This is a genomic window from Bacillus sp. ABA4_010, assembly GCF_056159105.1.
In genome coordinates, this window is the sequence record NZ_JBSWUN010000003.1 from 1,179,994 (window position 1) to 1,202,064 (window position 22,071).

22 protein-coding genes, 1 pseudogene and 1 riboswitch are annotated in these 22,071 nt (G+C 39.7%); of the genes and pseudogenes, 18 read left to right on the forward strand and 5 right to left on the reverse strand.

What is annotated here, in order from left to right; translation table 11 throughout:
• Positions 1–42 precede the first annotated feature (42 nt).
• Positions 43–1,146: an AbrB family transcriptional regulator gene (locus ACXAEO_RS07000; protein ID WP_474884005.1), complete on the reverse strand. Its 1,104-nt coding sequence runs from the start codon at positions 1,144–1,146 to the stop codon at positions 43–45.
• A gap of 436 nt (positions 1,147–1,582) precedes the next feature.
• Between ACXAEO_RS07000 and ACXAEO_RS07005 the strand changes: the two genes are divergently transcribed.
• The 17 genes and pseudogenes from ACXAEO_RS07005 to ACXAEO_RS07085 all read left to right on the forward strand — a co-directional run bounded on the left by ACXAEO_RS07005 (position 1,583) and on the right by ACXAEO_RS07085 (position 16,546).
• Positions 1,583–2,455, forward strand: coding sequence for a LysR family transcriptional regulator (locus ACXAEO_RS07005; protein WP_474879610.1), 873 nt, complete (start codon positions 1,583–1,585; stop codon positions 2,453–2,455).
• A 147-nt stretch (positions 2,456–2,602) separates the two neighbouring features.
• Positions 2,603–3,985, forward strand: a complete 1,383-nt coding sequence (gene hemG / locus ACXAEO_RS07010; protein WP_474879612.1) for a protoporphyrinogen oxidase — start codon at positions 2,603–2,605, stop codon at positions 3,983–3,985.
• A gap of 98 nt (positions 3,986–4,083) precedes the next feature.
• A complete protein-coding gene (locus tag ACXAEO_RS07015) occupies positions 4,084–4,350 on the forward strand; it encodes a hypothetical protein (protein ID WP_474879614.1) in 267 nt (88 codons plus the stop codon).
• Positions 4,351–4,376: 26 nt separating this feature from the next.
• Positions 4,377–4,502 (forward strand): annotated as a pseudogene (locus ACXAEO_RS07020) (SDR family NAD(P)-dependent oxidoreductase); the annotation flags it as partial.
• Between the two features lie 387 nt (positions 4,503–4,889).
• Entirely contained in the window at positions 4,890–5,315 is a 426-nt protein-coding gene (locus ACXAEO_RS07025; RefSeq protein ID WP_474879616.1) for a DUF6526 family protein, read from the forward strand.
• A gap of 302 nt (positions 5,316–5,617) precedes the next feature.
• Positions 5,618–5,700, forward strand: a riboswitch (cyclic di-GMP riboswitch).
• 145 nt (positions 5,701–5,845) lie between these two features.
• The gene (locus tag ACXAEO_RS07030) at positions 5,846–6,814 is read left to right on the forward strand and encodes a helix-turn-helix transcriptional regulator (RefSeq protein WP_474879619.1); all 969 of its coding nucleotides are present in this window, start codon (positions 5,846–5,848) and stop codon (positions 6,812–6,814) included.
• Between the two features lie 30 nt (positions 6,815–6,844).
• Entirely contained in the window at positions 6,845–7,855 is a 1,011-nt protein-coding gene (locus tag ACXAEO_RS07035; protein WP_474879621.1) for a hypothetical protein, read from the forward strand.
• 12 nt (positions 7,856–7,867) lie between these two features.
• A complete protein-coding gene (locus ACXAEO_RS07040) occupies positions 7,868–8,611 on the forward strand; it encodes a DEAD/DEAH box helicase family protein (protein ID WP_474879623.1) in 744 nt (247 codons plus the stop codon).
• Positions 8,566–9,243 carry a hypothetical protein gene (locus ACXAEO_RS07045; protein WP_474879626.1) on the forward strand — a complete coding sequence of 226 codons (678 nt, stop codon included), beginning with the start codon at positions 8,566–8,568 and terminating at the stop codon, positions 9,241–9,243. Before ACXAEO_RS07040 ends, ACXAEO_RS07045 begins: the two co-directional genes overlap by 46 nt.
• Complete coding sequence (locus ACXAEO_RS07050; protein WP_474884008.1) at positions 9,243–9,536, forward strand: YkgJ family cysteine cluster protein; 294 nt, start codon at positions 9,243–9,245, stop codon at positions 9,534–9,536. Before ACXAEO_RS07045 ends, ACXAEO_RS07050 begins: the two co-directional genes overlap by 1 nt.
• A 196-nt stretch (positions 9,537–9,732) precedes the next feature.
• Positions 9,733–10,980, forward strand: coding sequence for a two-component system sensor histidine kinase NtrB (locus ACXAEO_RS07055; RefSeq protein ID WP_474879629.1), 1,248 nt, complete (start codon positions 9,733–9,735; stop codon positions 10,978–10,980).
• A gap of 131 nt (positions 10,981–11,111) precedes the next feature.
• Positions 11,112–11,549, forward strand: a complete 438-nt coding sequence (locus ACXAEO_RS07060; protein WP_474879632.1) for a MarR family winged helix-turn-helix transcriptional regulator — start codon at positions 11,112–11,114, stop codon at positions 11,547–11,549.
• A 109-nt stretch (positions 11,550–11,658) separates the two neighbouring features.
• Positions 11,659–13,053, forward strand: coding sequence for an MFS transporter (locus tag ACXAEO_RS07065; protein ID WP_474879634.1), 1,395 nt, complete (start codon positions 11,659–11,661; stop codon positions 13,051–13,053).
• A 285-nt stretch (positions 13,054–13,338) separates the two neighbouring features.
• Positions 13,339–13,959, forward strand: coding sequence for a nitroreductase family protein (locus tag ACXAEO_RS07070; RefSeq protein WP_474879637.1), 621 nt, complete (start codon positions 13,339–13,341; stop codon positions 13,957–13,959).
• 192 nt (positions 13,960–14,151) lie between these two features.
• Positions 14,152–15,615 carry a protein adenylyltransferase SelO gene (locus ACXAEO_RS07075; protein ID WP_474879639.1) on the forward strand — a complete coding sequence of 488 codons (1,464 nt, stop codon included), beginning with the start codon at positions 14,152–14,154 and terminating at the stop codon, positions 15,613–15,615.
• A 151-nt stretch (positions 15,616–15,766) separates the two neighbouring features.
• Positions 15,767–16,036: a 30S ribosomal protein S14 gene (gene rpsN / locus ACXAEO_RS07080; protein ID WP_474879641.1), complete on the forward strand. Its 270-nt coding sequence runs from the start codon at positions 15,767–15,769 to the stop codon at positions 16,034–16,036.
• 150 nt (positions 16,037–16,186) lie between these two features.
• Entirely contained in the window at positions 16,187–16,546 is a 360-nt protein-coding gene (locus ACXAEO_RS07085; RefSeq protein ID WP_474879643.1) for a hypothetical protein, read from the forward strand.
• A gap of 133 nt (positions 16,547–16,679) precedes the next feature.
• Here ACXAEO_RS07085 and ACXAEO_RS07090 read toward each other — a convergent pair whose 3' ends face one another.
• Positions 16,680–17,192, reverse strand: coding sequence for a MogA/MoaB family molybdenum cofactor biosynthesis protein (locus tag ACXAEO_RS07090; protein ID WP_474879647.1), 513 nt, complete (start codon positions 17,190–17,192; stop codon positions 16,680–16,682).
• Between the two features lie 82 nt (positions 17,193–17,274).
• Positions 17,275–18,507, reverse strand: a complete 1,233-nt coding sequence (locus ACXAEO_RS07095; protein ID WP_474879649.1) for a metal ABC transporter solute-binding protein, Zn/Mn family — start codon at positions 18,505–18,507, stop codon at positions 17,275–17,277.
• A gap of 356 nt (positions 18,508–18,863) precedes the next feature.
• Between ACXAEO_RS07095 and mgrA the strand changes: the two genes are divergently transcribed.
• The gene (mgrA, locus tag ACXAEO_RS07100; RefSeq protein WP_474884010.1) at positions 18,864–19,859 is read left to right on the forward strand and encodes an L-glyceraldehyde 3-phosphate reductase; all 996 of its coding nucleotides are present in this window, start codon (positions 18,864–18,866) and stop codon (positions 19,857–19,859) included.
• A gap of 78 nt (positions 19,860–19,937) precedes the next feature.
• Here the strand turns inward: mgrA and ACXAEO_RS07105 are convergent, their stop codons facing one another.
• Positions 19,938–20,267 (reverse strand): antibiotic biosynthesis monooxygenase family protein, encoded by a 330-nt coding sequence (locus tag ACXAEO_RS07105; RefSeq protein ID WP_474879651.1) that lies wholly within the window; start codon positions 20,265–20,267, stop codon positions 19,938–19,940.
• Position 20,268: 1 nt separating this feature from the next.
• Positions 20,269–22,071 (reverse strand): ABC transporter ATP-binding protein, encoded by a 1,803-nt coding sequence (locus ACXAEO_RS07110; protein ID WP_474884012.1) that lies wholly within the window; start codon positions 22,069–22,071, stop codon positions 20,269–20,271.

Below are 22,071 nucleotides of genomic sequence, written 5' to 3' on the forward strand. Positions count from 1 at the left end.
TGTTAAAAACATTATACCGCTAAAGAAAAGAACGTGGAAAAATTATGCAGACATATGTGAGTTAATATTTTTTCGTTTTCGCCGGCGATGTAATAATTTAAAAAACGGAGGCAGCAACATACAGACCATAATAATTCTTAGCACTTGCACAACGACGACAAGTGTGGAGTCTGCCTGAAGCACGACCGCTGTTGTTGCCATTTCTGCAATCCCGCCAGGAGCAAACGCTAAAGCGGCTGTAATAAAGGGGATTCCAGTTGTGGCAGAGACGAAAAAGGCGCATCCAAACATGGCAACGAGAAGGCCGATTGTACTTAAGAAAGCGACCCATAATGTTCTCTTTAATCCAGTAAACATATGCTTTTGAAAACGGGAGCCAATGCAGGAAGCAATGAAAATTTGCGATACAATGATGACGGTGTGAGGCCACCAGGCAATAAGATTATGACCTGCATAAGCAGAACCGGCTGCTTGGGTAATGGAAACGGTTAACATACTCCCGACTAGCCAAGGGGCGGGGAATTTTAGCTGTTTTCCGACATAATAGCCACCCCATGCGGCTACTATTAATACAGCGGTCCAAAGAAGCTGACTCATTTCAAAAGGTGGAATGTTTTCCAAAGTTGGTTGATAATGAGCGTCGGTCAAACCTCGTTCTTGAATGGCTAAAGAAGAGACGATGAGTGGGACCGTTAAGACAACTAAAAAAATACGCATCGTCTGAATAATGCTGACTACAGCTGTATTAGCACCGACGTCTTCGGCGATGCCAGGGATAGCGGATAATCCGCCAGGGGCTGTTCCGAACAAGCTCGTCAGCATATCGGTTTCACTGAACTTCCATAGGACAAAACCGGAAAGCAATGAAAACACAACGGATAGAACAAGCATGATGCCAATTGCCATCCAATGTTCTTGTAAAATATACAAAACAGTTAAATTCATTTTTTGTCCTAATTCTATCCCTAAAATAAATTGTCCGGCATATAACCAAGATGACGGAAGACCTTTTTGATGAGGAGTCTGTTTGAACGAAGCTGGTCTGTAAAAAGAAAGCAAAACGGCCATTATTAACGTTCCAATCATCCAGCCGATGGACAAACCTGTTAAGGAAAGCAGCCACCCACCTATCGAACTGATGGCCATAAATTGAATGTTTCGGAAAAATGTTTTATTCTTTCCCACATAAAAGCCTCCTTTCTTTAAATAAATCGATCTAACACATGGAGCATGACGAAAGAGCGGTCATACTCCATTGAGGGAAAATTCAGATGGTGAGCCTCTTTACATTGAAAGGAGCTGTTCTACTGGATTTAGTTAGTTGTGTAAGTGAATGGATGGATTCGTAAATAAATATAGTATAATTTTAAGAATAAATAAAATATTAATCTTTTATAATCATCCATCAAAAAAACGAATGGGAGATTGGTATAGCCCCCTCCTTGCGGGATTGGTGCCATACTCTTAGATAAACCTTTGAAGGAAGACTCAAGGTGTCTGGATGACCGATGAGAAGTGTTTTTAGCTGGAATGAAGATGTGTGTAGTTATTAAATGGGAGGTTTAGAAGGAGGAGCGGTTATATGGATGAGCGGGATTGGTTGGTGTTACAGGTTTTGTATGAGGAGAGAAACATTACGAAGACAGCGAGAAGGTTGCATATTTCTCAGCCTGCTTTGACGCATCGCTTGCAGCAAATGGAGAGGGAGTTTGGTGTGCAGATTGTCAATCGCGGGAGGTGGGGAGTTCAGTTTACGCCTCAAGGCGAGTATTTAGCGAAGTGCGCCCATGAAATGTTATTAAACATTCAGCGCATTAAAGAGAATGTGATTAATATGGAGGATAAGGTAGCGGGAACATTACGACTTGGGGTTTCGACTTTCTTTACCGACTATAAACTTCCCAGTCTTTTAAAACTTTTTAAAGACGAATATCCGAATATTGAATTTAAAGTTTCGACCGGGTGGAGCAGTGACGTGGTTCATTTAATTTACAATCAAGATGTTCATATCGGTTTTGTGAAAGGGGACTACAGCTGGAAAGGAGAAAAACGTTTATTGTTTTCTGAAACGATTTGTATTGCCTCGAAAGAAAAACTGGATGTGGCCAATCTTCCGCGCTTGCCAAGAGTGGATTATGTGACAGATCCATTGCTGGAGACGACCGTCAATAATTGGTGGGCTGAAAACTATTCCGAGCCGCCAACCGTCAGCATTGAAGTCGATAAAGCCGATACATGCAAAAAAATGGTCGCAAACGGTTTAGGTTATGCTATTTTGCCGAGTATGATTTTACAAGATGTTGAAGAGCTACATAAAATTGATTTAAAAACAAAAGAGGGCGAACCAATCGTTCGAAATACGTGGATGTTTTTCCATAAAGATTCGTTGAAGCTGAACATTGTAAAAAGCTTTGTGCAGTTTGTGGAAAGTTTGGATTTAGAAGAGATTCGGTGAAACAAGACTCTCGTTTTTTAGTGAAAGCGGCCGTTTTTTTGTATGGGTAAATTAGTATAGTGTGAGAAAAAGCACTGACGGGAGGCATGGGCAATATGGTACACTTTAATAAAAATAAAATTGGAAGGCAAATTGAGGTGTGCAGCAATGAAAACAATTTTAGTCATCGGCGGAGGGGTTACTGGATTATCTGCCGCATACGAATTACATAAATGGAAAGAAGCCCATCAACTCGACGTACGGCTTGTGCTTGCTGAGTCATCAGAGGAGCTTGGCGGAAAAATCAGAACGGTCCGAAGAAACGATTTTATTATTGAAACAGGGGCCGATTCGATGGTCGCACGGAAAGCAAAGATGATGACGTTCATTGAAGAATTAGGACTGGAAGAAGAAGTCGTCTACAATGCGACAGGGATATCGTTTATTTATACAGACGGGCAATTAAAGCCGATTCCTGCTAACTCTATTTTTGGTATTCCTGCAGGTGTGGAAGCGCTCGTCAATAGTACACTCGTTTCTGCAGAAGGAAAAGTAGAAGCGCTGAAAGATCTTTATACAAAAAATGATCGGTTTACAAAACACGATTCCATCGGTGAATTTTTAGAGTTTTTCCTTGGAAAAGAGCTTGTTGAAAAGCAAATTGCCCCTGTTTTGTCCGGTGTTTATTCTGGAGAGCTGAAAGATTTAACGATTGCTTCAACCCTTCCGTACGTACTCGATTATAAAAATGAATATGGCAGCATTATAAAAGGATTTGAAGCGAATCTTGAAAAGTTTCAAAGTGGAGATAAGAAATTTCTTTCTTTTAAAAATGGACTTGGAACATTAATTGACGCATTTGAAGAAAAACTGACTGGGACGGAAATATTAAAAAGCGTAAAAGCAACGAAAATTGAAAAAGCGGATGGGCGCTACATTATATCGTTCAGCAATGGAGAACTCATTGAAGCTGATCACATTATTTTAAGCATCCCGCATGATGCAGCGGAAGTATTGCTTGAAGACGCAGAGTTAAGGCGAGAATTTTCCGGATTGAAAAATAGTTCGCTTATTAGCGTCTATGCCGGGTTTGATGTACCGGATGCCCTTCTTCCGACAGACGGCACAGGCTTTATTACATCAGGCAGTCATGAATTGTCGTGCAATGCTTGTACGTGGACGAGCCGAAAATGGGCGCATACATCGAAAAGCCGCCATTTACTCGTCAGACTGTTTTATAAAAGCAGTCATCCAGCCTATGCTGCTTTGGAACAAATGACAGATGAGGAGCTGCTGGCAGAAGCGCGCAAAGACATTCATAAAAGCCTCGGCATTGCGAGTGAACCAATGACAGCCGAAGTGACGCGCTGGACGGATGGATTGCCGAACTATCTCATTAGCCACCCAAAAAGTGTAGAGGCACTTGAAGCCCATCTTCAAGAAACATATCCAGGCATTGTTCTTGCGGGCTGTTCTTATTATGGTGTCGGCATCCCTGACTGCATTCAAAATGGGGAAAACAGTGCGAAAAAAATCATCGAGCAATTTTAAAGTCAACAAAAACAGCAAACCTAATAGGGCTTGCTGTTTTTGTTTAGGATAATATGTTGAAATTTGGTTTTTATCTATTGTAGAAAGAGGTGGAATCATTGAATCAAATTTTCTCACAACGAAAGCTATATTTTTGGCTATCAATTATTTTTTTACTAGCAGGCATCATTTCATGGGTTCCATATGTAGTCTTTCATCTCCAAGAACCGTTTGGCATGCTGACATTCGTGATAAACCCAATTGGTGTTTTTTTAGGATATGCATCCAATAATCGATTGCTAGCATTGAGCAATTTGTTGATGGTTTTTAGTGTTGTTCCTGTCGCTATGTATGTTTATTTGACGAGCGGGTATATTCCGATGTGAAAAGAGTAGAGTTAACCTATTGACCACAAGATTATGCAGATGCAATGGCAGCGGTTCTTACAGGAAGCGGGCATGAAAATACAGTATATGAACTTTCAGATCCTCTTTTGACTCAAGAAGAATTAGTAGCTGCTCTTAGTGAGGTGCTAGGTACATGTACAGCAAGTAAATGACGAAGAATATGCCGAATGTTTCCATAATGGATTCGGTTGGTGAGGGAAGAAGTGGGTTGTCCAATAAGTATCAAAATTTTCGGGGAAACGATAGTCTTTCTTTTTATATTATCATGGATTTTCCAGTTCCTCGAACGATATGTTGAACCTATATTCCGTCTTGCTCTTTCAACGGAAAAAACATTAAAGTCTTATAATGAAAAAAATGAGGATTGAAAGGAATTGGTTCTTTTTGTGTTAGGTGTCACGGATAGCTTACTAAAAATGATAAAACGCACTGTTTAATTGACTAGGCGTGAAGAAAAGCTTATAGTAGCTTTGTAGTAAAAGAGAAATAAAAATGAAACATAATATGGAGATAATACGATGAAACCACAAAACTTTGAAAATCATACAAGGCTTCACCCAATCTATCATTATTATTTGCTAGGAGCACTTCTGCTGGCTTTAATTGGAGCCGTCATCCATTTGTTTCAGGATGACGTTAATTTGTTAACCTCTGGCCTTCTTCTATTTCTTGTCATAATCATGATGGTTGCCGTTTTTCTATTGCGCATCTATCCGCTTAAAGCACAAGATCGTGCTATCCGAGCAGAAGAAAACCTGCGCCACTATGTGTTAACAGGCAAATTGCTTGATTCTCGATTAAGTGTTGCACAAATTGTCGCGTTACGATTTGCAAGTGATGAAGAGTTTGTTGAACTGGCTAAAAAAGTAGCAAGTGAAAACTTGGAACCGAAAGATATTAAAAAAGCGATTAAACAATGGAAAGCAGACGATAATCGAATTTAATTGTTATTGATAAGGGGTGAAAAGGAATGCGAATGAGTCGTATTCCTTTTTTCTTTTTTTACAGGAAACTTTCAATCGAGGTGGTTTGATTTTTTCAATTGTGAAATTCTGCAATCTAAAAATGTGCCTATAAAAAATCTTTGTGATTTCAGGGGTATTTATTTTTTCAAATTATCTCTTTCAGTTCTTTTACATCATTTTCTTATTTTTAACATTTTTTTCTTGGAAAATCTTTTGTTTATAGTAAAATAGACATAGGTTATTTGGTTTGTATGTTAAATAGAGAACTTTCATTCATATCGAAATAGATTGGGCAAACTTGTTGAAAAACAAGGACGCAAAGCTACGGACCTAAAGCAATTGCAATGGCCGCCGGGCTGCACATTGATACTTGCCTTCGCATGCCTTTCGAAGGTTTTTTTATTTGGATAAAAAAATGTTTTTAAAGTACATAATACGTCCAAGTGAATTTATATGATGAGTATGTAAAGTTGCTCTTCGATAATTGAATAGGAGTGAAAGAGAAGCAAATGAATACATCCCAAAACCAAACGTACCGCGTCTTGTCTATGTATGACAGGTTATGTAAAGGTCACACACTGACGAAAAAAGGGGAAGCAGATGCTTTTCACGTTGGAGAGAAGACGATTCAACGTGATTTTGACAGCTTGCGAGACTTTCTCGAAACTGCTAAAACGAGCCAATACTTAGAATATGATCGTAAGGAGAAAGTATATCGACTAGAGGTAGGGAATGAACAGTTTTTACGTAATGAAGAAATTTTTGCCCTTTTAAAAATCGTGATTGAATCACGGGCTTTTCCGAAAAAAGAGATGGAGCAGCTTATTGATAAACTGACAAATTTGGCTCAGCCAGTTAATCAGGAATTTATTAAAAAGCTCATGTTAAATGAAAAACATTTATATGTTGACTTGCAGCATAATCGCTCTCTCTTCTCTTTGCTTTGGGAATTAGCAAAAGCCGTTCATACAAAGCGGTTGATTAATATCCGCTATCAACGGGAGCATGATAACACGGATAGTGAGAGAACATTAAAACCTGTCGGACTTATGTTTTCAGATTACTATTTTTATTTAATTGCTTATCAAACAAAGCGTGATTTAGATTTTCCGACCATCTACAGGGTAGACCGAATGACGACATGTTATATGACAGACGAGCATTTTGAATCGCCATATAAGGAGCGGTTTCAAGAAGGAGAATTCCGTAAACGAATTCAATTTATGCATACAGGTGAACTAATGACGATTAAATTTCGTTTCACCGGCCCATCTCCTCAAGCCGTTCTCGATCGGCTTCCTACTGCCCGCATTGTTGGGAAAGATGAAAATAGCATTGTATTTGAAGCAGAAGTATTCGGACATGGAATTAAGATGTGGCTCCTTAGTCAAGGAGAGTATGTGGAAGTTTTGCGTCCCGAGAAGTTAAGGGATGAGATGAAGAAAAGTGTGTTGCAAATGTTAGAGAAATATCAATAAAATAGAAAACCATTTTAGGAGGAACATGTTATGCCATTACCACTTATTCCATTAGTTGTCGCTGGAGCTGTAGCAGCTTCTACTGCTATTGCAGGAAAAAAAGGATACGATTCTTATCAAAATATAAAAGAAACGAAAGAGATTGCAGAAGCAACGGAAAAAAGATATAAAGCTGCTTTTCAGGCGTTTGAACAGACGCGTAAACAAACCAATAAGCATTTTGAACAATATGGAAAAGAGAAGCTAGAAATTTTAAATGGAAGTATGGCTAATTTTGTGACGGAATTTAAGAAACTAAAACATGTTGATTTTTCTAATCATGCAGCCATTGATAGTTTAGATAAGGTAAAAGATATTGACCTTTTTATGCGTGAAGTAGAAAAACAAACCATACAAGCAGCTCAAATTATGAGTTCTGGAGTGTCAGCGATTGCTGGAGGTGGGTTGGCTGCAATGGGCGCAATGGGCGCTGCCACGACCTTTGGTCTTGCTTCTACTGGGACAGCTATCGCTTCTTTAAGCGGGGTGGCTGCAACGAATGCTACTCTTGCCTTTTTTGGGGGAGGTTCACTTGCTGCAGGCGGTTTAGGAATGGCTGGAGGGATGGTCGTTTTAGGCGGTATTGCGCTGGCACCTGCTTTAGCACTTGGAAGTATTATTTTCGCTTCTTCGACTGAAAAGAAATTAGAACAAATGAAAAAACAAAAAGCAGAAGTGGATGTAGAAATCGCCAAATTACATTCAGCTGAAGCAATCATGAAGGAAATCGGCAATTACACACTGAAAGTACATGAGCTTGCCAAAAATGTAGATGAATTATTAGTTAAATATGTAGGAATTCTCACTCAAGTGATTGAGGGAAGAGGAACAGATTATCGTGACTTCCATCTGCATGAAAAAGAGTTGACAAAGCATACATATGAATTAGCGGCTGTGATGAAACATTTATTAGATATGCCAATCATCGATGAAGCTGGCAACATTTCCACAGCGTTAGAAGAAACGATTCAAATTACGCAGCAACGCATTGCTAAACTGTAAAGGTGTGAACAGATGAGCCGAACACAAGACTCAATTGACATACTATCAAGTCAGATTGTAGCTGAACAGGTAGAGAGGTTAGGAAATTCAACAATTGAATGTTTTGCTGGAATGGATCTTTTAAAGAAAACCGCTCAGCAATATATGAACTGTGCACCAGGCATTACGCAAGGAAGATTATTTGAAATTATTGAAGCTACAAAATTTAATGTCAATGCAGCAAAAGCAGGTGAAATGTTTAGGGCTTTTACGACAGATTCACTTGGTGACCCGCATGCGGCTGCCGACATTGTCATAAAAGATGGTTACAATATTTTAAAAGAAATTCAAGCGAAATCAAGCAATAGTGCAGCCGCACTTGCACGTATGGTATCTGATGCAAAGTATAAAGATATGGATAGGCTTGTGAATACTGAAAAAGCAGAGAAAGTGAAGGAGCTTATCGACAAGCGTGCAGCTGCTAATGGGATATATGCAGATGATTATCAACAAGCAGCTCCGCATGTTAAAGGTGAATTGAAATATAAAGATATTGGAAGCGGCGGAACAACGCACGAAGAAGCTATGCGAGCAACAGAGAATACAAATCAGTATGTGTTGGAACAAAAAGTTTCACAATTCGTATCAGGTACGTTTTCGGCGATGGCCAACGGTGCTTTAGCTGGGGCCTTTGTTGGGGGGGAACAGCCGTTTTCCAGCAAGGTTTTCAAGTGGCTGCTGGAAATCAAACTATCACCAGCGCTTCAAAAAATATAGCAAAAACAGCAGGTGAGTCGTCTGCTAGAAATGCAGTAACGGCTGGAATTGCTCATGGTATTAAATATTTAGGAAAAGATTTGCCATTTATAAAAGGGAATGTAGCGGTAGCTCTTGCTTCTTCAGCTGTAAAATGCACCGAGTTGACCTATCAATATATTAAGGGGCATATTACCATCGAGGAATATTTAGAACGTGTCGGTGAAAATGCTGTTTCCACTCTGTCAGGAGTTGTTTTAAGTGCAGCAGGTGCGCTTATGTTTGGTCCTGTTGGAGCCGCAGCTGCAGCCACTGTTGCTATGATTGGTATGAAGCAGCTCTATCAATCATTTATTACGGCTCGCGAAGATCTTAAGTTAACAATTGAAGAGAGAAAAAAAGCAGAGCAACTGAGCGTACTTATGATTGAGCAAATTCAACAAGAAGAAAGATCCGTTGTAGAATTTTACAAGCAAAATGGAGAAGTTGTCACAGACTTGACGGATCTTGTGAAAAAATCGATACATGAAGACAGCTCAAATATAGCAGAAACAATCTATGAGCTAACGAGCAAGCTAGGTGTCTTTATAAAATACGATACACAAGAAAAGTTTGATGACTTTATGCTAAGTGAAGAAGCTTTGAAATTATGATGAACTTTCCATGTACAAGCTGTGGGGCTTGTTGCAGAACTATTCAGCATATTGAGTTTTTAAAGGAGTACGATCGCGGTGATGGCTGCTGTAAATATTTGAGTGAAGAGAATCAATGCACCATCTATGATAACAGACCTCTTTTATGTAATATTGAACGAGCATACGAACATATTTTTGTAGCGAATATGACGCGGCACGACTATTATGTATTAAATGCCACTTCATGTAACGAATTACAAAAACTCCATGACATCGATGAGTCTTTCAGATTAAAATTAGATAACAATTAGTCTCTTGAATTAAATAGGAGGAGAAACTATGATAAAAGGGAGTACGCATGTCGTATTCCCTTTTATTGTGGATCAAGTTTTCAATGAATCTATATACATTTCACTTGCTATTGGGAATGGGTTGTGAAAAGTAATGATTATATATTAGAACAGTTGTACCGATTTATTTTGAATGATTGGCAAAAGGAGAATGTTCATGGGAGAGAAGGAACCTCTTGAAAAAGACATTTCATCGTTAAAAAAGGAGTTAGCGTTTTATAAGCGAATGGCCGCGGCAATTCCTTTTTCGTTTACATATAAGGATTCAGCGAGCGGGATGCAGATTAGGAAAGAAGAGGGAGAAACGCTTTTGATGGAAGAGTCACCTCCTTTTGACGGAGAAAGCGAGTGGGAGATGTTATCTGAGAAGGACTCGTTTGAAAAAACGGAGGCGTTTCTTTCTTCTATTTTAGATCTTGTACCACATCATATCGTATTCATTGATGAAAAAGGAATCATTACGTCGTGTAATACACAGGCGGCAAAAGATTTAGGAGTAGAACGAGAGCAGATTGTTGGTCAGCATATTAGAGAGCTTCTACGCATTCCGGATCAGAAAATCGTACTCCTTGAATCACTTGCGACCGAACAAGAAATTTTTAATCGGGAAGTGCTTGATCGGAATTATGGCATTATTAATACGCGCATTATTCGAGATGCGAACGGTTCGATTAAACGAGTCATGGGGACGTTCCAGTTTTTGAATGCTATTCGGGAAGCGGAAAAACAAGCATTAGCAGGGAGAATTGCGGCAGGAATTGCCCATGAAATTCGCAATCCTTTAACAACGGTACGCGGTTATTTGCAGTTGCTGCAGTCTACTATGGATCCAGAAACATCAAAGCTTTTCTCGTCGTTGTTAATTCCTGAAATTGACCGGGCAAATAAAATCATTACCGATTTTTTGCAAATTGCCAAACCAGCGGAAGTCGTAGCTGAGCCGCTTTCCATTCGTTATTTCATTGAAGATTACTTAGGGAAATTTTTATATAGTGAAGCACTCCTTTATAATGTACAAATGGAGTATGAAATGAGTGAGGAAGCAGCACTATGCTGGATTGAAGGAAATCGCGATGAACTACTGCAAGTATTCATCAATTTATTTCAAAACTCGCTTCAAGCAAAAGGGGACAAACCGCTTACGGTGAAGATAAAAGCGGAAGTGGAGGGGGCATACATTACGCTTATTTTCGAAGATAATGGCATGGGCATTCCAGAATCCGTTATATCCTATGTTTTTGATCCTTTCTTCTCAACGAAAGATGAAGGAACAGGGTTAGGGTTATCTATTTCACGTAAAATTATTGAAAATCATGACGGTACGATGAATGTCAAAAGCGGTGAAAACGGTACGGCTTTTTCTATTCAGCTGCCAGTAGTGCCGTATGAAACGCAAAACGAATAGCGTATGAGAAAAGGAGGAACGCCACACGCGTTCTTTGCTTTTTATAAATGAAAAAAGCTTGTTTATTGACAAGAAAAAGGTCTTGTTTTATTATTTGTATGTACAAACAATCTTATTTAGGATGTGAAACAATGGATAAAGTGAACACATATTTAAAAAACTGTTTATACTTCACCTCAGCTCGACTTCATCGTGTGATGGTAAAAATAACAGAGGAGGAATTTCATGTAACGGGCTTATCCCCTACATATGCGTCTCTTTTATTAGTAGTAAATGATAATGATGGAATTACGCAAAAAGAACTCGGTGAGATTCTTCATATTGCGCCTTCTACCATTACACGTTTTATAGAGAAGCTTTATTACAAAGATTTGATTTATAAGAGACAAGAAGGACGGAATACCATTATTTATGCTAGTCCGAAAGGGAAAGAGTTGCAAACAAGTATTGAACAAGCTTTTGAAAACCTTCATAAGCGATATTCAGCCATTTTAGGCGAGGTTGAAGGAAAAGAGCTTACGAAACATCTATATGAGGTAAGTGATTTGCTTGAGGGAGGAAACAGTTGAAGCATGCCGAAAAAGCGTGCTTTGCATGAATTTAATTGTATGTACAAACAACCTTAATCCGTAGTTTCAATAACCATCCTAATGAGAGAAGGAAAAGGAGATTTACTAGATGTCTAATAATAAACGGTTGTTACTTTATTTTATTTGTGGCGCTCAATTTTTGGAAGCGATGAATATCTCCATTGTGAACGTTGCGTTGCCAACAATTCAAGATTATTTCGGGATGAGTTCCGTTCAATTACAGTGGATTATCACTGCTTATGTGTTAACGTTTGCGGGCTTTTTATTGTTTGGCGGGAGAGCGTCTGATTTATTTGGACGAAAAAAAGTGTTTTTATGGGGTGTGTCCATTTTTACTATCGGCAGTCTTCTTAACGGAATTGCCGTTGAGCCGTTGCTGTTAATCGTTGGTCGAGCTGTTCAAGGAGTTGGGGCGGCTATTTCGATCCCTGCCGCTATGTCGATGATTAGTACGTCTTTTGATGAAGGAGCTGAAAGAAATAAAGCGCTCGCCTTATTCGGATCGATGGGAGCGATTGGCTTTGCTTTCGGATTAATTGGAGGTGGCGTTATTACTGAACTTGTTGGCTGGCGTTACATCTTCTTAGTCAACGTGCCTTTTGCGATTATGATTTTAGTTGGAATCTCTAAAATCGTTCAAGAAAATCAAAGGATGTCAAAAAAGGTGCATGTCGATTATATTGGAACGATTGTCGGGACGATTGGTTTAATTATTTTAGTTTTAGGTGTGACGAGGGGAGAAGCAGTTGGCTGGGCGTCCTTATCCTCAACAGGTTTGCTTGTTTTAGGTTTAGTCATTCTATTTGTTTTTGTTGGAATTGAACGTAAAATGAAGCACCCAATCATGCCGTTGAGATTGTTTAAATCAAGAGCCTTAACGGTTTCTAACATTGCTGGATTTTTGCAGTATTCAACATTTATGGGCATTGTGTTTTTCTCGACGCTTTACTTGCAGGAAGTGCTGGAATATTCCGCGATGTTCACAGGCTTTGCCTTTTTACCAATGAGTATTGGAGCTGTGTTCGCTGCGAAATTTACGCCGAAAATGATGGAATATACAAGTGTGAAAATCGTCTATTGTACCGCATTGCTCATTTTAGCCGGCTCTTTATTTTGGATGAGCACAATGAGCCTTCAGTCTTCTTACACGACGTTTATCCTGCCAATCTTCTTTTTAATTGGTATAGGATTAAACATGGGGTACACGGCCGCTGTTGTTGGCGCGATTCAAGATATAAGCGAGGAAGATCACGGGGCAGCAGGTGGAATTGTGAATACCTTCTTTCAAGTAGGAGCTGGTGTAGGGCTTTCCATTCTTGTCACTATCGCTAATTCTATTATCGGACATAGTGCCAATCCATCTAAAATCCTACTTATGACAGGCTATAGTCAAGCTTTAGTCACAGGAAGTATCTTTGCGTTAGTTGCTGCGTTGATTGTAGCTCTGTTTTTACAAACGAAACCGAAATTACGTGTGAATTGAGTGTAACAGCTCTCCAGTGCCGGGGAGCTGTTTTTTTGTCCTATCAAGTATTTTTTTTGATACTATCCCACATGAATGTGCCTACTTCCGCTATTGTGAAGATTCCATTATTATATGGGGAGTAGTCCAAACGTAATAGGGATGAATACCTGTTACGGATGGGTTGTTTCTATTCATACAAAAATCATGAATGATATGATTCTTTTCATTTATATTGTTTATAACGGCCATATATCTCAAAATCAAGATTCATGAATTACTTAAATTTGGAAGGGAGACAGACAAATGTCAGAGTTTGTACAAATCGTGAAAGAAAGACGTTCCGCAAGCAATTTTTTAGAAGGTCATCCGATTACAGAACATGAGTTAAACGAAATTTTTGAATTAGTAAAATTAGCCCCTTCAGCTTATAACCTTCAACATACTCATTATATAACAGTGATGGATGAAGAAGTAAAAAAGGGGATGCACAAAGCGGCAGGCGGCCAGCATAAAGTATTGAGTGCGTCAGCTGTGATTGCAGTGCTTGGAGATAAAAAGGCGTTTCATCACGCACCCGAAATTTACGAAGGACTAAAAATGCTCGGCATTTTAAATAAGCAGGAGTATGACCATCTAGTGCATGACGCGATGTCCTTCTATGAAGTAAGGGGCGAGGCATTTGAGCGAGACGAAGCCATTCGCAATGCATCATTGTCGGCGATGCTGTTCATGATGGCAGCAAAGGAAAAAGGGTGGGATACATGCCCGATGATTGGGTTTGATCAAGAAGAAGTAAAACGTGTGTTAAACATTACGGATCAATATGAAGTAGTCATGCTTATTCCGATTGGAAAAGAAAAAACAGAAAGCCGCAAGCCGCGCGGATACCGCAAGCCGGTTAGTGAATTTGTTACATATGTATGAGGAGAAACGCCAGTTCCTACCTAATTAGGAGCCGGCGTTTTTTCTGTAGAGCAAAAACGCGCCATCGTTTGGAGGAAACGGTATAATAAATAAACAGACGCAGACGCTAAAAGGAATGCTTATTGTTGATGCAGAAGTAGAAAATGGTGGTTGTGTTCGTTTAAAAAAGATAACAGAAGAAGAGGAGATATCATGATAAAAAGAAATGAAGCAGGATGGCAGTTCGATAATAGTTATGCAAAGCTGCCCAACATGTTTTTTAAAAATCAACATTTAAACGTTGTCCGTTCACCAGAACTAGTGATATTGAATCATACGCTTGCTGCTGAACTTGGTTTGGATGGTGAAGCTTTGCAAAGCGAAGAAAACGTGGAAGTGTTCGCTGGAAATCGGGTTCCCAATGGTGCCGCACCGATTGCACAAGCTTATGCGGGCCATCAGTTCGGTCACTTTAATATGCTTGGAGATGGACGGGCGATGCTGCTTGGCGAACAAATGACGCCATCAGGAAATCGCATTGATATTCAGCTAAAAGGCTCAGGACGAACGCCATTCTCCCGAGGTGGCGATGGAAGAGCGGCACTTGGTCCGATGCTACGTGAATACATTATTAGTGAAGCGATGCATGCGCTCGGGATTCCGACCACTCGCAGTCTAGCCGTTGTCACAACTGGTGAGGCGGTCCTCCGGGAAGCGGCATTGCCTGGTGCAATTTTAACGCGTACAGCGGCAAGTCATTTACGTGTTGGCACTTTTCAATATGCGGCGAATGGGGGAGCAGTAGAAGAGTTACGTGCTTTGGCTGATTATGCGATTGCTCGCCATTATCCGCATTTAGAAGAAGATGAAAACCGTTATTTATCATTCCTTCAAGAAGTAATAAAGCGCCAAATTGTACTCATTGCGAAATGGCAGCACGTCGGGTTTATCCACGGGGTAATGAATACCGACAATATGACGATTAGCGGAGAAACGATTGATTACGGTCCTTGTGCCTTTATGGATGCATATAACCCAGAAACAGTTTTCAGTTCCATTGACAGGCATGGGCGCTACGCGTATGGCAATCAGCCGTATATTGGCGGATGGAACCTTGCTCGCTTAGCAGAATCCTTGCTGCCGCTTCTTCATGAAGATGAGAAAAAGGCTCTCGAACTCGCCCAACATGAAATTTCCAAGTTTTCGAATTTGTATCAAGAACAATGGCTCGCCGGAATGAGAGCGAAGCTTGGGTTATTTAATGAAGAAAAAGAAGATGAAGCACTTATTCAACAACTTCTCACAATGATGCACAAAAATGGTGAGGACTATACGAACTCGTTCATCGCGCTAACATTTGGTCATCAAGGCGAGAACGGGATGTTTGAAACAGAGGAGTTTGCCGAGTGGCAAGCGAAATGGCAGGAGCGATTAAGCAGACAAACGGAGACGAAAGCTTCTTCTCAGCAATTAATGAAAGCAAGCAATCCTGCGATCATTCCGCGTAACCATCGAGTGGAAGAAGCGCTCGAAGCGGCCGTGAACGGGGATCATAGTGTGATGGAGCGACTTCTTTCCGCTCTTGCTCATCCATATGCCCACTCACCCGAACAGGCAGACTATGCCGCGCTGCCTCCCAAATCCATACGTCCGTACCAAACATTTTGCGGGACGTAATAAGATGGTGCCAGTTCCTTTTGCAAGGGACTGGCGTTTTTTTACTTGCTGACAGGAAGGTTGTAGCTTGCTTTTGTAAATGAAATGTGATTTAATTATTAAAATAAATCGTAATGATTACTATTTTCATAACGGAGAGGAAGAAATTATTTTGGCGAAAAAATCAAAGATTGTAAAGGAAAAGAAACGTCAACAACTTGTAGAAAAATATGCAGACTTGAGAAGAGAATTAAAGGAGAAGGGAGATTATGAAGCTTTAAGTAAACTCCCGAGAGATTCTTCCCCGACACGTCTAAAAAATCGCTGTGAAGTAACCGGTCGACCACGCGGGTACCTACGTAAATTTAAAATGTCACGAATTGCGTTTCGTGAATACTCCCATAAAGGACAAATACCTGGTGTAAAAAAATCGAGCTGGTGAGTAAAGTCCTTCTACAAAATAGGAATATATTGAAAAAAACGAACATGAAATAGAGTATACATCCGGCTTATCGTCAAGCTGTTTAGATGAATAAAAATAGTGACTATAAAAAATTACGATAAGTTATTTTTAAAAGGTGAGGTGAATGTAGTGAGCGACCGGATAATTGAATTATTAATAAAGAGTGTAGTAGCTACTTTGCCAAAAGAACATCAACAGCTATATGAGTATATTGTGGATTTAGAGGAGAATTTGGCGAAAAAATCACAAACATCTCAGGAATTTTTATCTCTTCTTGTCAAATACTCTCCCCATCAGCAAGCTGCTAGACGTTTTAACATGGAGTATGAAGAGACCATTCAACTGATGCGGGAAATTGAAGGAGAGATCAACAAAAAAATTGATATAAGATTAAAAAATAAAGTATGGCTGGATTGTACGGAAGAGGTAAGGAAGCGAAATGGAAAAGAAAGTGGGAATAATACCTTTTACTTTCTTTCCATTTTGTAACAACTTCATGCCTTTATCCATATAGGGATGTCCTCAGTCAAATGGACCGTTTAGTATGACTTGACTAAACGGTCCATTTGACATGGGGAAAATAATCATTTTTTCATTTGAGGTACTTGTGGGAAAGCCTCTTTTATATGTCTTTTCTTATTTCTCTTACGATGTGTGTAATTTCAGGAATAATAAGCTTAGTCATCGCTAGTTTTACTGCACCGGTTGACCCAGGAGTGGAAAAGATAGCCGTGTCGTTATATACACCAGCTATCGCTCTGCTTAGGATGGCTGCCGAACCAATATCTTCAGTATAACTTAGCATTCTAAATACTTCACCAAAACCGACGATTTCTTTTGTTATGATACTTTTCACGGTTTCAATCGTAACATCACGTTTAGCGATTCCTGTTCCACCATTTAAAAGAACAACATCAATATTCTCATCAAGACAGCCTTGTAAAAGTGCAGAGCGTATTTCCGCTTCCTCGTCCTTTACAATTTCATAGTTAATGATATGATGTCTATTTTCCTCTAAATATTTGTACATTAAGATTCCACTTTTATCAGTTTCTATCGTTCTAGTATCACTCACGGTAATGATTTTACAACGTACGTTTGCTGGTGCCTCATTCTTATGTTCGAAAACACTCATTCTTACCACCTCAATTAAAAAGAATATGTAAAAGAAGGAAGTGCACGCAACCATTGTCACTTCCTTCTTTTATCATGAGAGCTTATTTTAATGCTTTATTAAGTGTTTCTATATTTTTACGCATTAAACTAAAATAGTCTTCATTATTCTCCATATCCTCTTGAGTAAGGACAGAAAGGTTGTGTAAATGAAGAGGTTCAGCTTTAATTTCTTGACGTATAATTTCTGCAATTTTAGGTGTGACATTTTGTTCAAAGAGCACATATTTGATTTGTTTTTCATTGGCTAAATCAACAATTGTTTCAAGCGCTCTTTGGGATGGTTCATTACTAGGAGATAAACCGGATACTGGTATTTGATGAATACCGTAGCGTTCTTCCCAATATCCATAAGCTGCGTGTGAAACTAGGATCTCTGGATGTTCCTTTGATTCAACGAGTTGCTGAAACTCAGAATCTAGCTTTTCAAGTTCCTCTTTTAAAGAATTAAAATTAGTTTCAAATGTGTTTTTTTCTGCTGGCATTAACTCAACTAAAGCATGTTTAATATTTTCAGCTAAATGGATAGAACGATGAGGGTCTAACCAAACATGTGGATCAAAATCACCGTGGTGATGGTCGTCATGTCCAGCTTCTTCACCATCATGGTGCTCTTCATTGTGTCCAGCTTCTTCACCATCATGGTGCTCTTCATTGTGTCCAGCTTCTTCACCATCATGGTGCTCTTCATTGTGTCCAGCTTCTTCACCATCATGGTGCTCTTCATTGTGTCCAGCTTCTTCACCATCATGGTGCTCTTCATTGTGTCCAGCTTCTTCGCCATCATGGTGTTCTTCATTGTGTCCAGCTTCTTCACCATCATGGTGCTCTTCATTGTGTCCAGCTTCTTCACTGTCATGATGATCATCATCGTGTGTAATGACTTCGATATCATGTGTTGCTTCAACTAATAATGTTTTTTCATTTTTTAACGCTTCCGCCATTTTTTCAGCATAAGGTTCCATCCCTAATCCATTAAAAATAAAAGCGTCTGACTGTGCAATATTAACCATTTCTTTAGATGTCGGCTCATATGTATGGGCATCTCCGCCTAACGGAATAATACTTGTCACCTCTACAAAATCGCCGCCAATTTTCTTTGTAAAATCCTCAAGGGGAAATAAAGTCGTATAGATGGTGAGCTTTTCAGTTGGTTCCTGTTGTTCAGCTGCATTTTTGTTTTCGTTTGCTGACGTATTCGCATCTTTAGTATTACATCCTACTAGAAGAGTGGAAAGAACGAAGATAAGGCTAAACAGTGTAATTTTTATTTTCATGTTAACATCTCCTTTCAAATATGTATCATAACGCAAGGTTAATCATTTGTAAATAGTAATGATTACGATTTATAGGGTGGGAGATTTTCTAGCATTATGAGACATATCGAGAACCGCAACTATATATAGATAGTAAGTTGCTACAATCTGTGCAAAGAACAAACTTCTATTATGAGAACTGGAAACGATTTTTTGACGATCAAACAGGAGCGTAAGAGCGATTATTTGCAATTATTTTCCCTCATTATGGTAAAATAGGAAGTGGATTTCTTTGCCAAGATGATAAAAGATATGGACAAAGAAATATTAACAGTTTTTCAATTGTCAAAACGACTATGGGGATAGGGGAGAATGGAATCGTGTATATACCGGACAATACAAGATATGAAAAAATGCAGTACAAACGAAGTGGAAAGAGTGGATTGAAACTTCCGCTCATTTCATTAGGGTTATGGCATAATTTTGGGGAAATTGATCAGTATGAAAATTGTAGAAATTTAATTAAAAAAGCATTTGATTTAGGAATCACCCATTTTGATTTAGCGAATAATTATGGACCGCCTCCAGGTGCTGCGGAAGAAACGTTTGGCCGTATTTTAAAAGACGACTTAGCGAACTACCGAGATGAACTAGTTATTTCTACAAAGGCAGGGTTTGACATGTGGCCAGGTCCTTATGGAAATTGGGGGTCGAAAAAATATTTGATTTCTAGCTTGGATCAAAGTTTAAAACGGATGAATTTGGAGTATGTTGATATTTTTTATCACCACCGTCCAGATCCGGAAACACCGCTAGAAGAGACGATGCAAACGCTAGATTTACTTGTAAGGCAAGGGAAAGCGCTGTATGTCGGCATTTCCAATTATGACGATGAGCAAACAAAAAAGGCGGTGGCCATCTTGAACGAATTAGGCACACCGTTATTAATCAACCAAATTCCTTATTCGATGTTTGAAAGAAAAGTAGAAGAAGGATTAGGAGAGACGTTGCAACAAGCAGGAGCAGGGGCCATTGCGTTTGTTCCGTTGGCGCAAGGGTTGCTTACGAATCGATATTTGCATGAAATCCCGAAAGATTCCCGCCTGCGAAAATCATTTAGCTTTTTAAAAGAAGAATCGTTAACAGACGACGTATTGAATAAAATTAAAGCACTAGATCAAATTGCAAAACAACGAAATCAAAGCTTAGCCCAAATGGCACTCGCTTGGGTATTGCGAAACGAGTACATCACATCAGCTTTAATCGGCGCAAGCAAAGTGAGTCAAATTGAGGAAAATGTAGCCGCACTGAATAACTTGCAGTTTTCTCAAGAAGAGTTAGATTCAATCGACTACATATTAAAAAGTGAATGAAGATGTGCGGAACGATTTAGACAAACCTCGATACGTAGAAAAATGCCAGCTCCTCATAAGGGAACTGGCACTTTTTTCTTATTGTACGGAGCTGTCGTAAAGCTCATAGGCACGCAATGTTTTTTTCATTTTGACTTGTTCGGTTTGGGGATTTTCTGCACGGCGCTTGTTCATTTCTTTATGCTCATTTACATGTTCTTCACGTGAAATCCACGCTTTGAAAGCTTCTTGTGATTCCCATTTTGATACGTATACGAACTCGACTGTATCTTTGTTTTCACGGCGCCAGCACTCAAATGATAAAATGCCGTTTGCGTTTTCCAATTGTGAACGATCTTTTTCACGCTTTTGAACAAGACGTCCCTCGTGTGCTTTTTCAACTTCAAATGTAACAGTGTGTACAAACATGTTAATCATCCTTTCCTATTGGGTTATTAAAGTAGAGGTCATAATAAAATCCGCGCTGGTTCAACAGCTCTTCATGATGACCTTGTTCGATTAATTCTCCGTCTTTAATGACTAAAATCCGGTCCGCTTGCTCAATTGTTTTTAAGCGGTGAGCGATAACAAAGCTCGTTTTGCCCCTCGTCAAATTGCGCAGTCCTTTTTGAATGGCAGCCTCTGTTCTTGTGTCAATATTGGCTGTTGCTTCATCTAAAATTAACATATCGGCATCGGCCAAAATGGCTCGTGCAATAGATAATAGCTGCTTCTGCCCTTGGCTGATATTGGCTCCGCCTGATGTAATTTCCGTATGATATTGCTTCGGTAAATGTTTAATAAATCCGTGAGCGGACGCCGTTTTGGCTGCTTGTATCACTTCTTCATCCGTGGCATCCAACCGCCCGTAGCGAATGTTTTCCATAATCGTTCCGGAAAATAAGTAAGGGTCTTGCAGGACAATCCCGATTCGTTTCCGTAAATCTCTTATTCTATAATTTTTAATGTTGTGGCCGTCGATTAATATTTCACCTGATTGAACATCGTAAAAGCGCATAAGCAAATTGATGATGGTCGTCTTTCCCGATCCGGTTGGTCCGACAAGGGCAATCATCTCACCTGCTTTGGCTGTAAAATGAAGATTGCGCAAAATGTCTGTTTGTTGATCATAGCTGAAATGAACATGGCGAAACGCAACATTTCCTTGAAAAGATTGCACGGAAAGGGCATCCTTTCGGTCCGTTAAATCAGGAACTTCATCCATCACTTCAAAGACACGCTCCGCTCCTGCTAAGGCAGCTTGAATCGAATTAAGCAAGGTCGAAAGCTGATTGATTGGTCTAGAAAACTGCCTAGAATATGTGACGAATGAAGCGATAATTCCAACCGTTGTGAATCCTTTTAACGCCATAATCGACCCAGCACCAATCACAAGCCCTAATCCTAGATTGCTAATAAAGTTATTGGAAGGACCAAGAAACCCAGAGAAAATGTCCGCCCGCATTGCCGATTGACGCAGGCGCTCATTAATCGTATGAAATTCAGTAAAGTAATCACGCTCTTTTCCAAATAACGTAATGACTTCACCGCCGCTAATGGATTCTTCCATGAACCCGTTCAGTTCGCCTAAATCCTTTTGCCGCTTTGAAAAATTTTGCCGGCTTATTTTGACGATTTGCTTTGTTACAACCAACATAAGGGGAATGGTCACAAAAGAAACAATGGCTAATACCCAGTTCAATGAAAACATCGCAATCGTCACACCTATTACCGTTAAAACAGACGAAATCATTTGAATGACACTTTGACTTAGCGCTTGGTGCAAGCTGTCAATATCATGGGTGAACCGGCTCATTAAGTCTCCGTGTTTATGCTTATCGAAAAATTGCAGCGAAAGTGTTTGGAGCTTTGTGAACAAATCTTCCCGTAAAGTGCCAATCGTTTTTAATGCGACATTGACCATCGTATACGCCTGCAGCCAAGTGAATAGGGAAGACGCTGCATAAATGGCAAGCAGTGTGCCAGCCATTTTGATTGTACCGGAGACATCTTTTGGGATAATATAGCGGTCGATGATGACCCCGATGTAATACGGACCTAATAAGCTTAATACGGAAGAAAAAATGACAAATAGGGAGGCGAGCAGTAAGCGAGCTTTTTGTCGCCCCATATAGTTCCAAATACGAAGCAAGGTGCCTTTCGGGTCTTTCGTTTTTGCCGCAGCGGCAGGAATTCGTCCTTTCGGGCCACCTGTGCCTGTAGATTGTTGCAT

What these genes read in the sequence shown, in the direction of transcription:
- ACXAEO_RS07000 (WP_474884005.1), bottom strand. Translation starts at nt 1,146, where the DNA reads ATGGCCATCAGTTCGATAGGTGGGTGGCTGCTTTCCTTAACAGGTTTG.
- ACXAEO_RS07005 (WP_474879610.1), top strand. Translation starts at nt 1,583, where the DNA reads ATGGATGAGCGGGATTGGTTGGTGTTACAGGTTTTGTATGAGGAGAGA.
- hemG (WP_474879612.1), top strand. Translation starts at nt 2,603, where the DNA reads ATGAAAACAATTTTAGTCATCGGCGGAGGGGTTACTGGATTATCTGCC.
- ACXAEO_RS07025 (WP_474879616.1), top strand. Translation starts at nt 4,890, where the DNA reads ATGAAACCACAAAACTTTGAAAATCATACAAGGCTTCACCCAATCTAT.
- ACXAEO_RS07030 (WP_474879619.1), top strand. Translation starts at nt 5,846, where the DNA reads ATGAATACATCCCAAAACCAAACGTACCGCGTCTTGTCTATGTATGAC.
- ACXAEO_RS07035 (WP_474879621.1), top strand. Translation starts at nt 6,845, where the DNA reads ATGCCATTACCACTTATTCCATTAGTTGTCGCTGGAGCTGTAGCAGCT.
- ACXAEO_RS07040 (WP_474879623.1), top strand. Translation starts at nt 7,868, where the DNA reads ATGAGCCGAACACAAGACTCAATTGACATACTATCAAGTCAGATTGTA.
- ACXAEO_RS07050 (WP_474884008.1), top strand. Translation starts at nt 9,243, where the DNA reads ATGAACTTTCCATGTACAAGCTGTGGGGCTTGTTGCAGAACTATTCAG.
- ACXAEO_RS07055 (WP_474879629.1), top strand. Translation starts at nt 9,733, where the DNA reads ATGGGAGAGAAGGAACCTCTTGAAAAAGACATTTCATCGTTAAAAAAG.
- ACXAEO_RS07060 (WP_474879632.1), top strand. Translation starts at nt 11,112, where the DNA reads ATGGATAAAGTGAACACATATTTAAAAAACTGTTTATACTTCACCTCA.
- ACXAEO_RS07065 (WP_474879634.1), top strand. Translation starts at nt 11,659, where the DNA reads ATGTCTAATAATAAACGGTTGTTACTTTATTTTATTTGTGGCGCTCAA.
- ACXAEO_RS07070 (WP_474879637.1), top strand. Translation starts at nt 13,339, where the DNA reads ATGTCAGAGTTTGTACAAATCGTGAAAGAAAGACGTTCCGCAAGCAAT.
- ACXAEO_RS07075 (WP_474879639.1), top strand. Translation starts at nt 14,152, where the DNA reads ATGATAAAAAGAAATGAAGCAGGATGGCAGTTCGATAATAGTTATGCA.
- ACXAEO_RS07090 (WP_474879647.1), bottom strand. Translation starts at nt 17,192, where the DNA reads ATGAGTGTTTTCGAACATAAGAATGAGGCACCAGCAAACGTACGTTGT.
- ACXAEO_RS07095 (WP_474879649.1), bottom strand. Translation starts at nt 18,507, where the DNA reads ATGAAAATAAAAATTACACTGTTTAGCCTTATCTTCGTTCTTTCCACT.
- ACXAEO_RS07105 (WP_474879651.1), bottom strand. Translation starts at nt 20,267, where the DNA reads ATGTTTGTACACACTGTTACATTTGAAGTTGAAAAAGCACACGAGGGA.
- ACXAEO_RS07110 (WP_474884012.1), bottom strand. Translation starts at nt 22,071, where the DNA reads ATGCAACAATCTACAGGCACAGGTGGCCCGAAAGGACGAATTCCTGCC.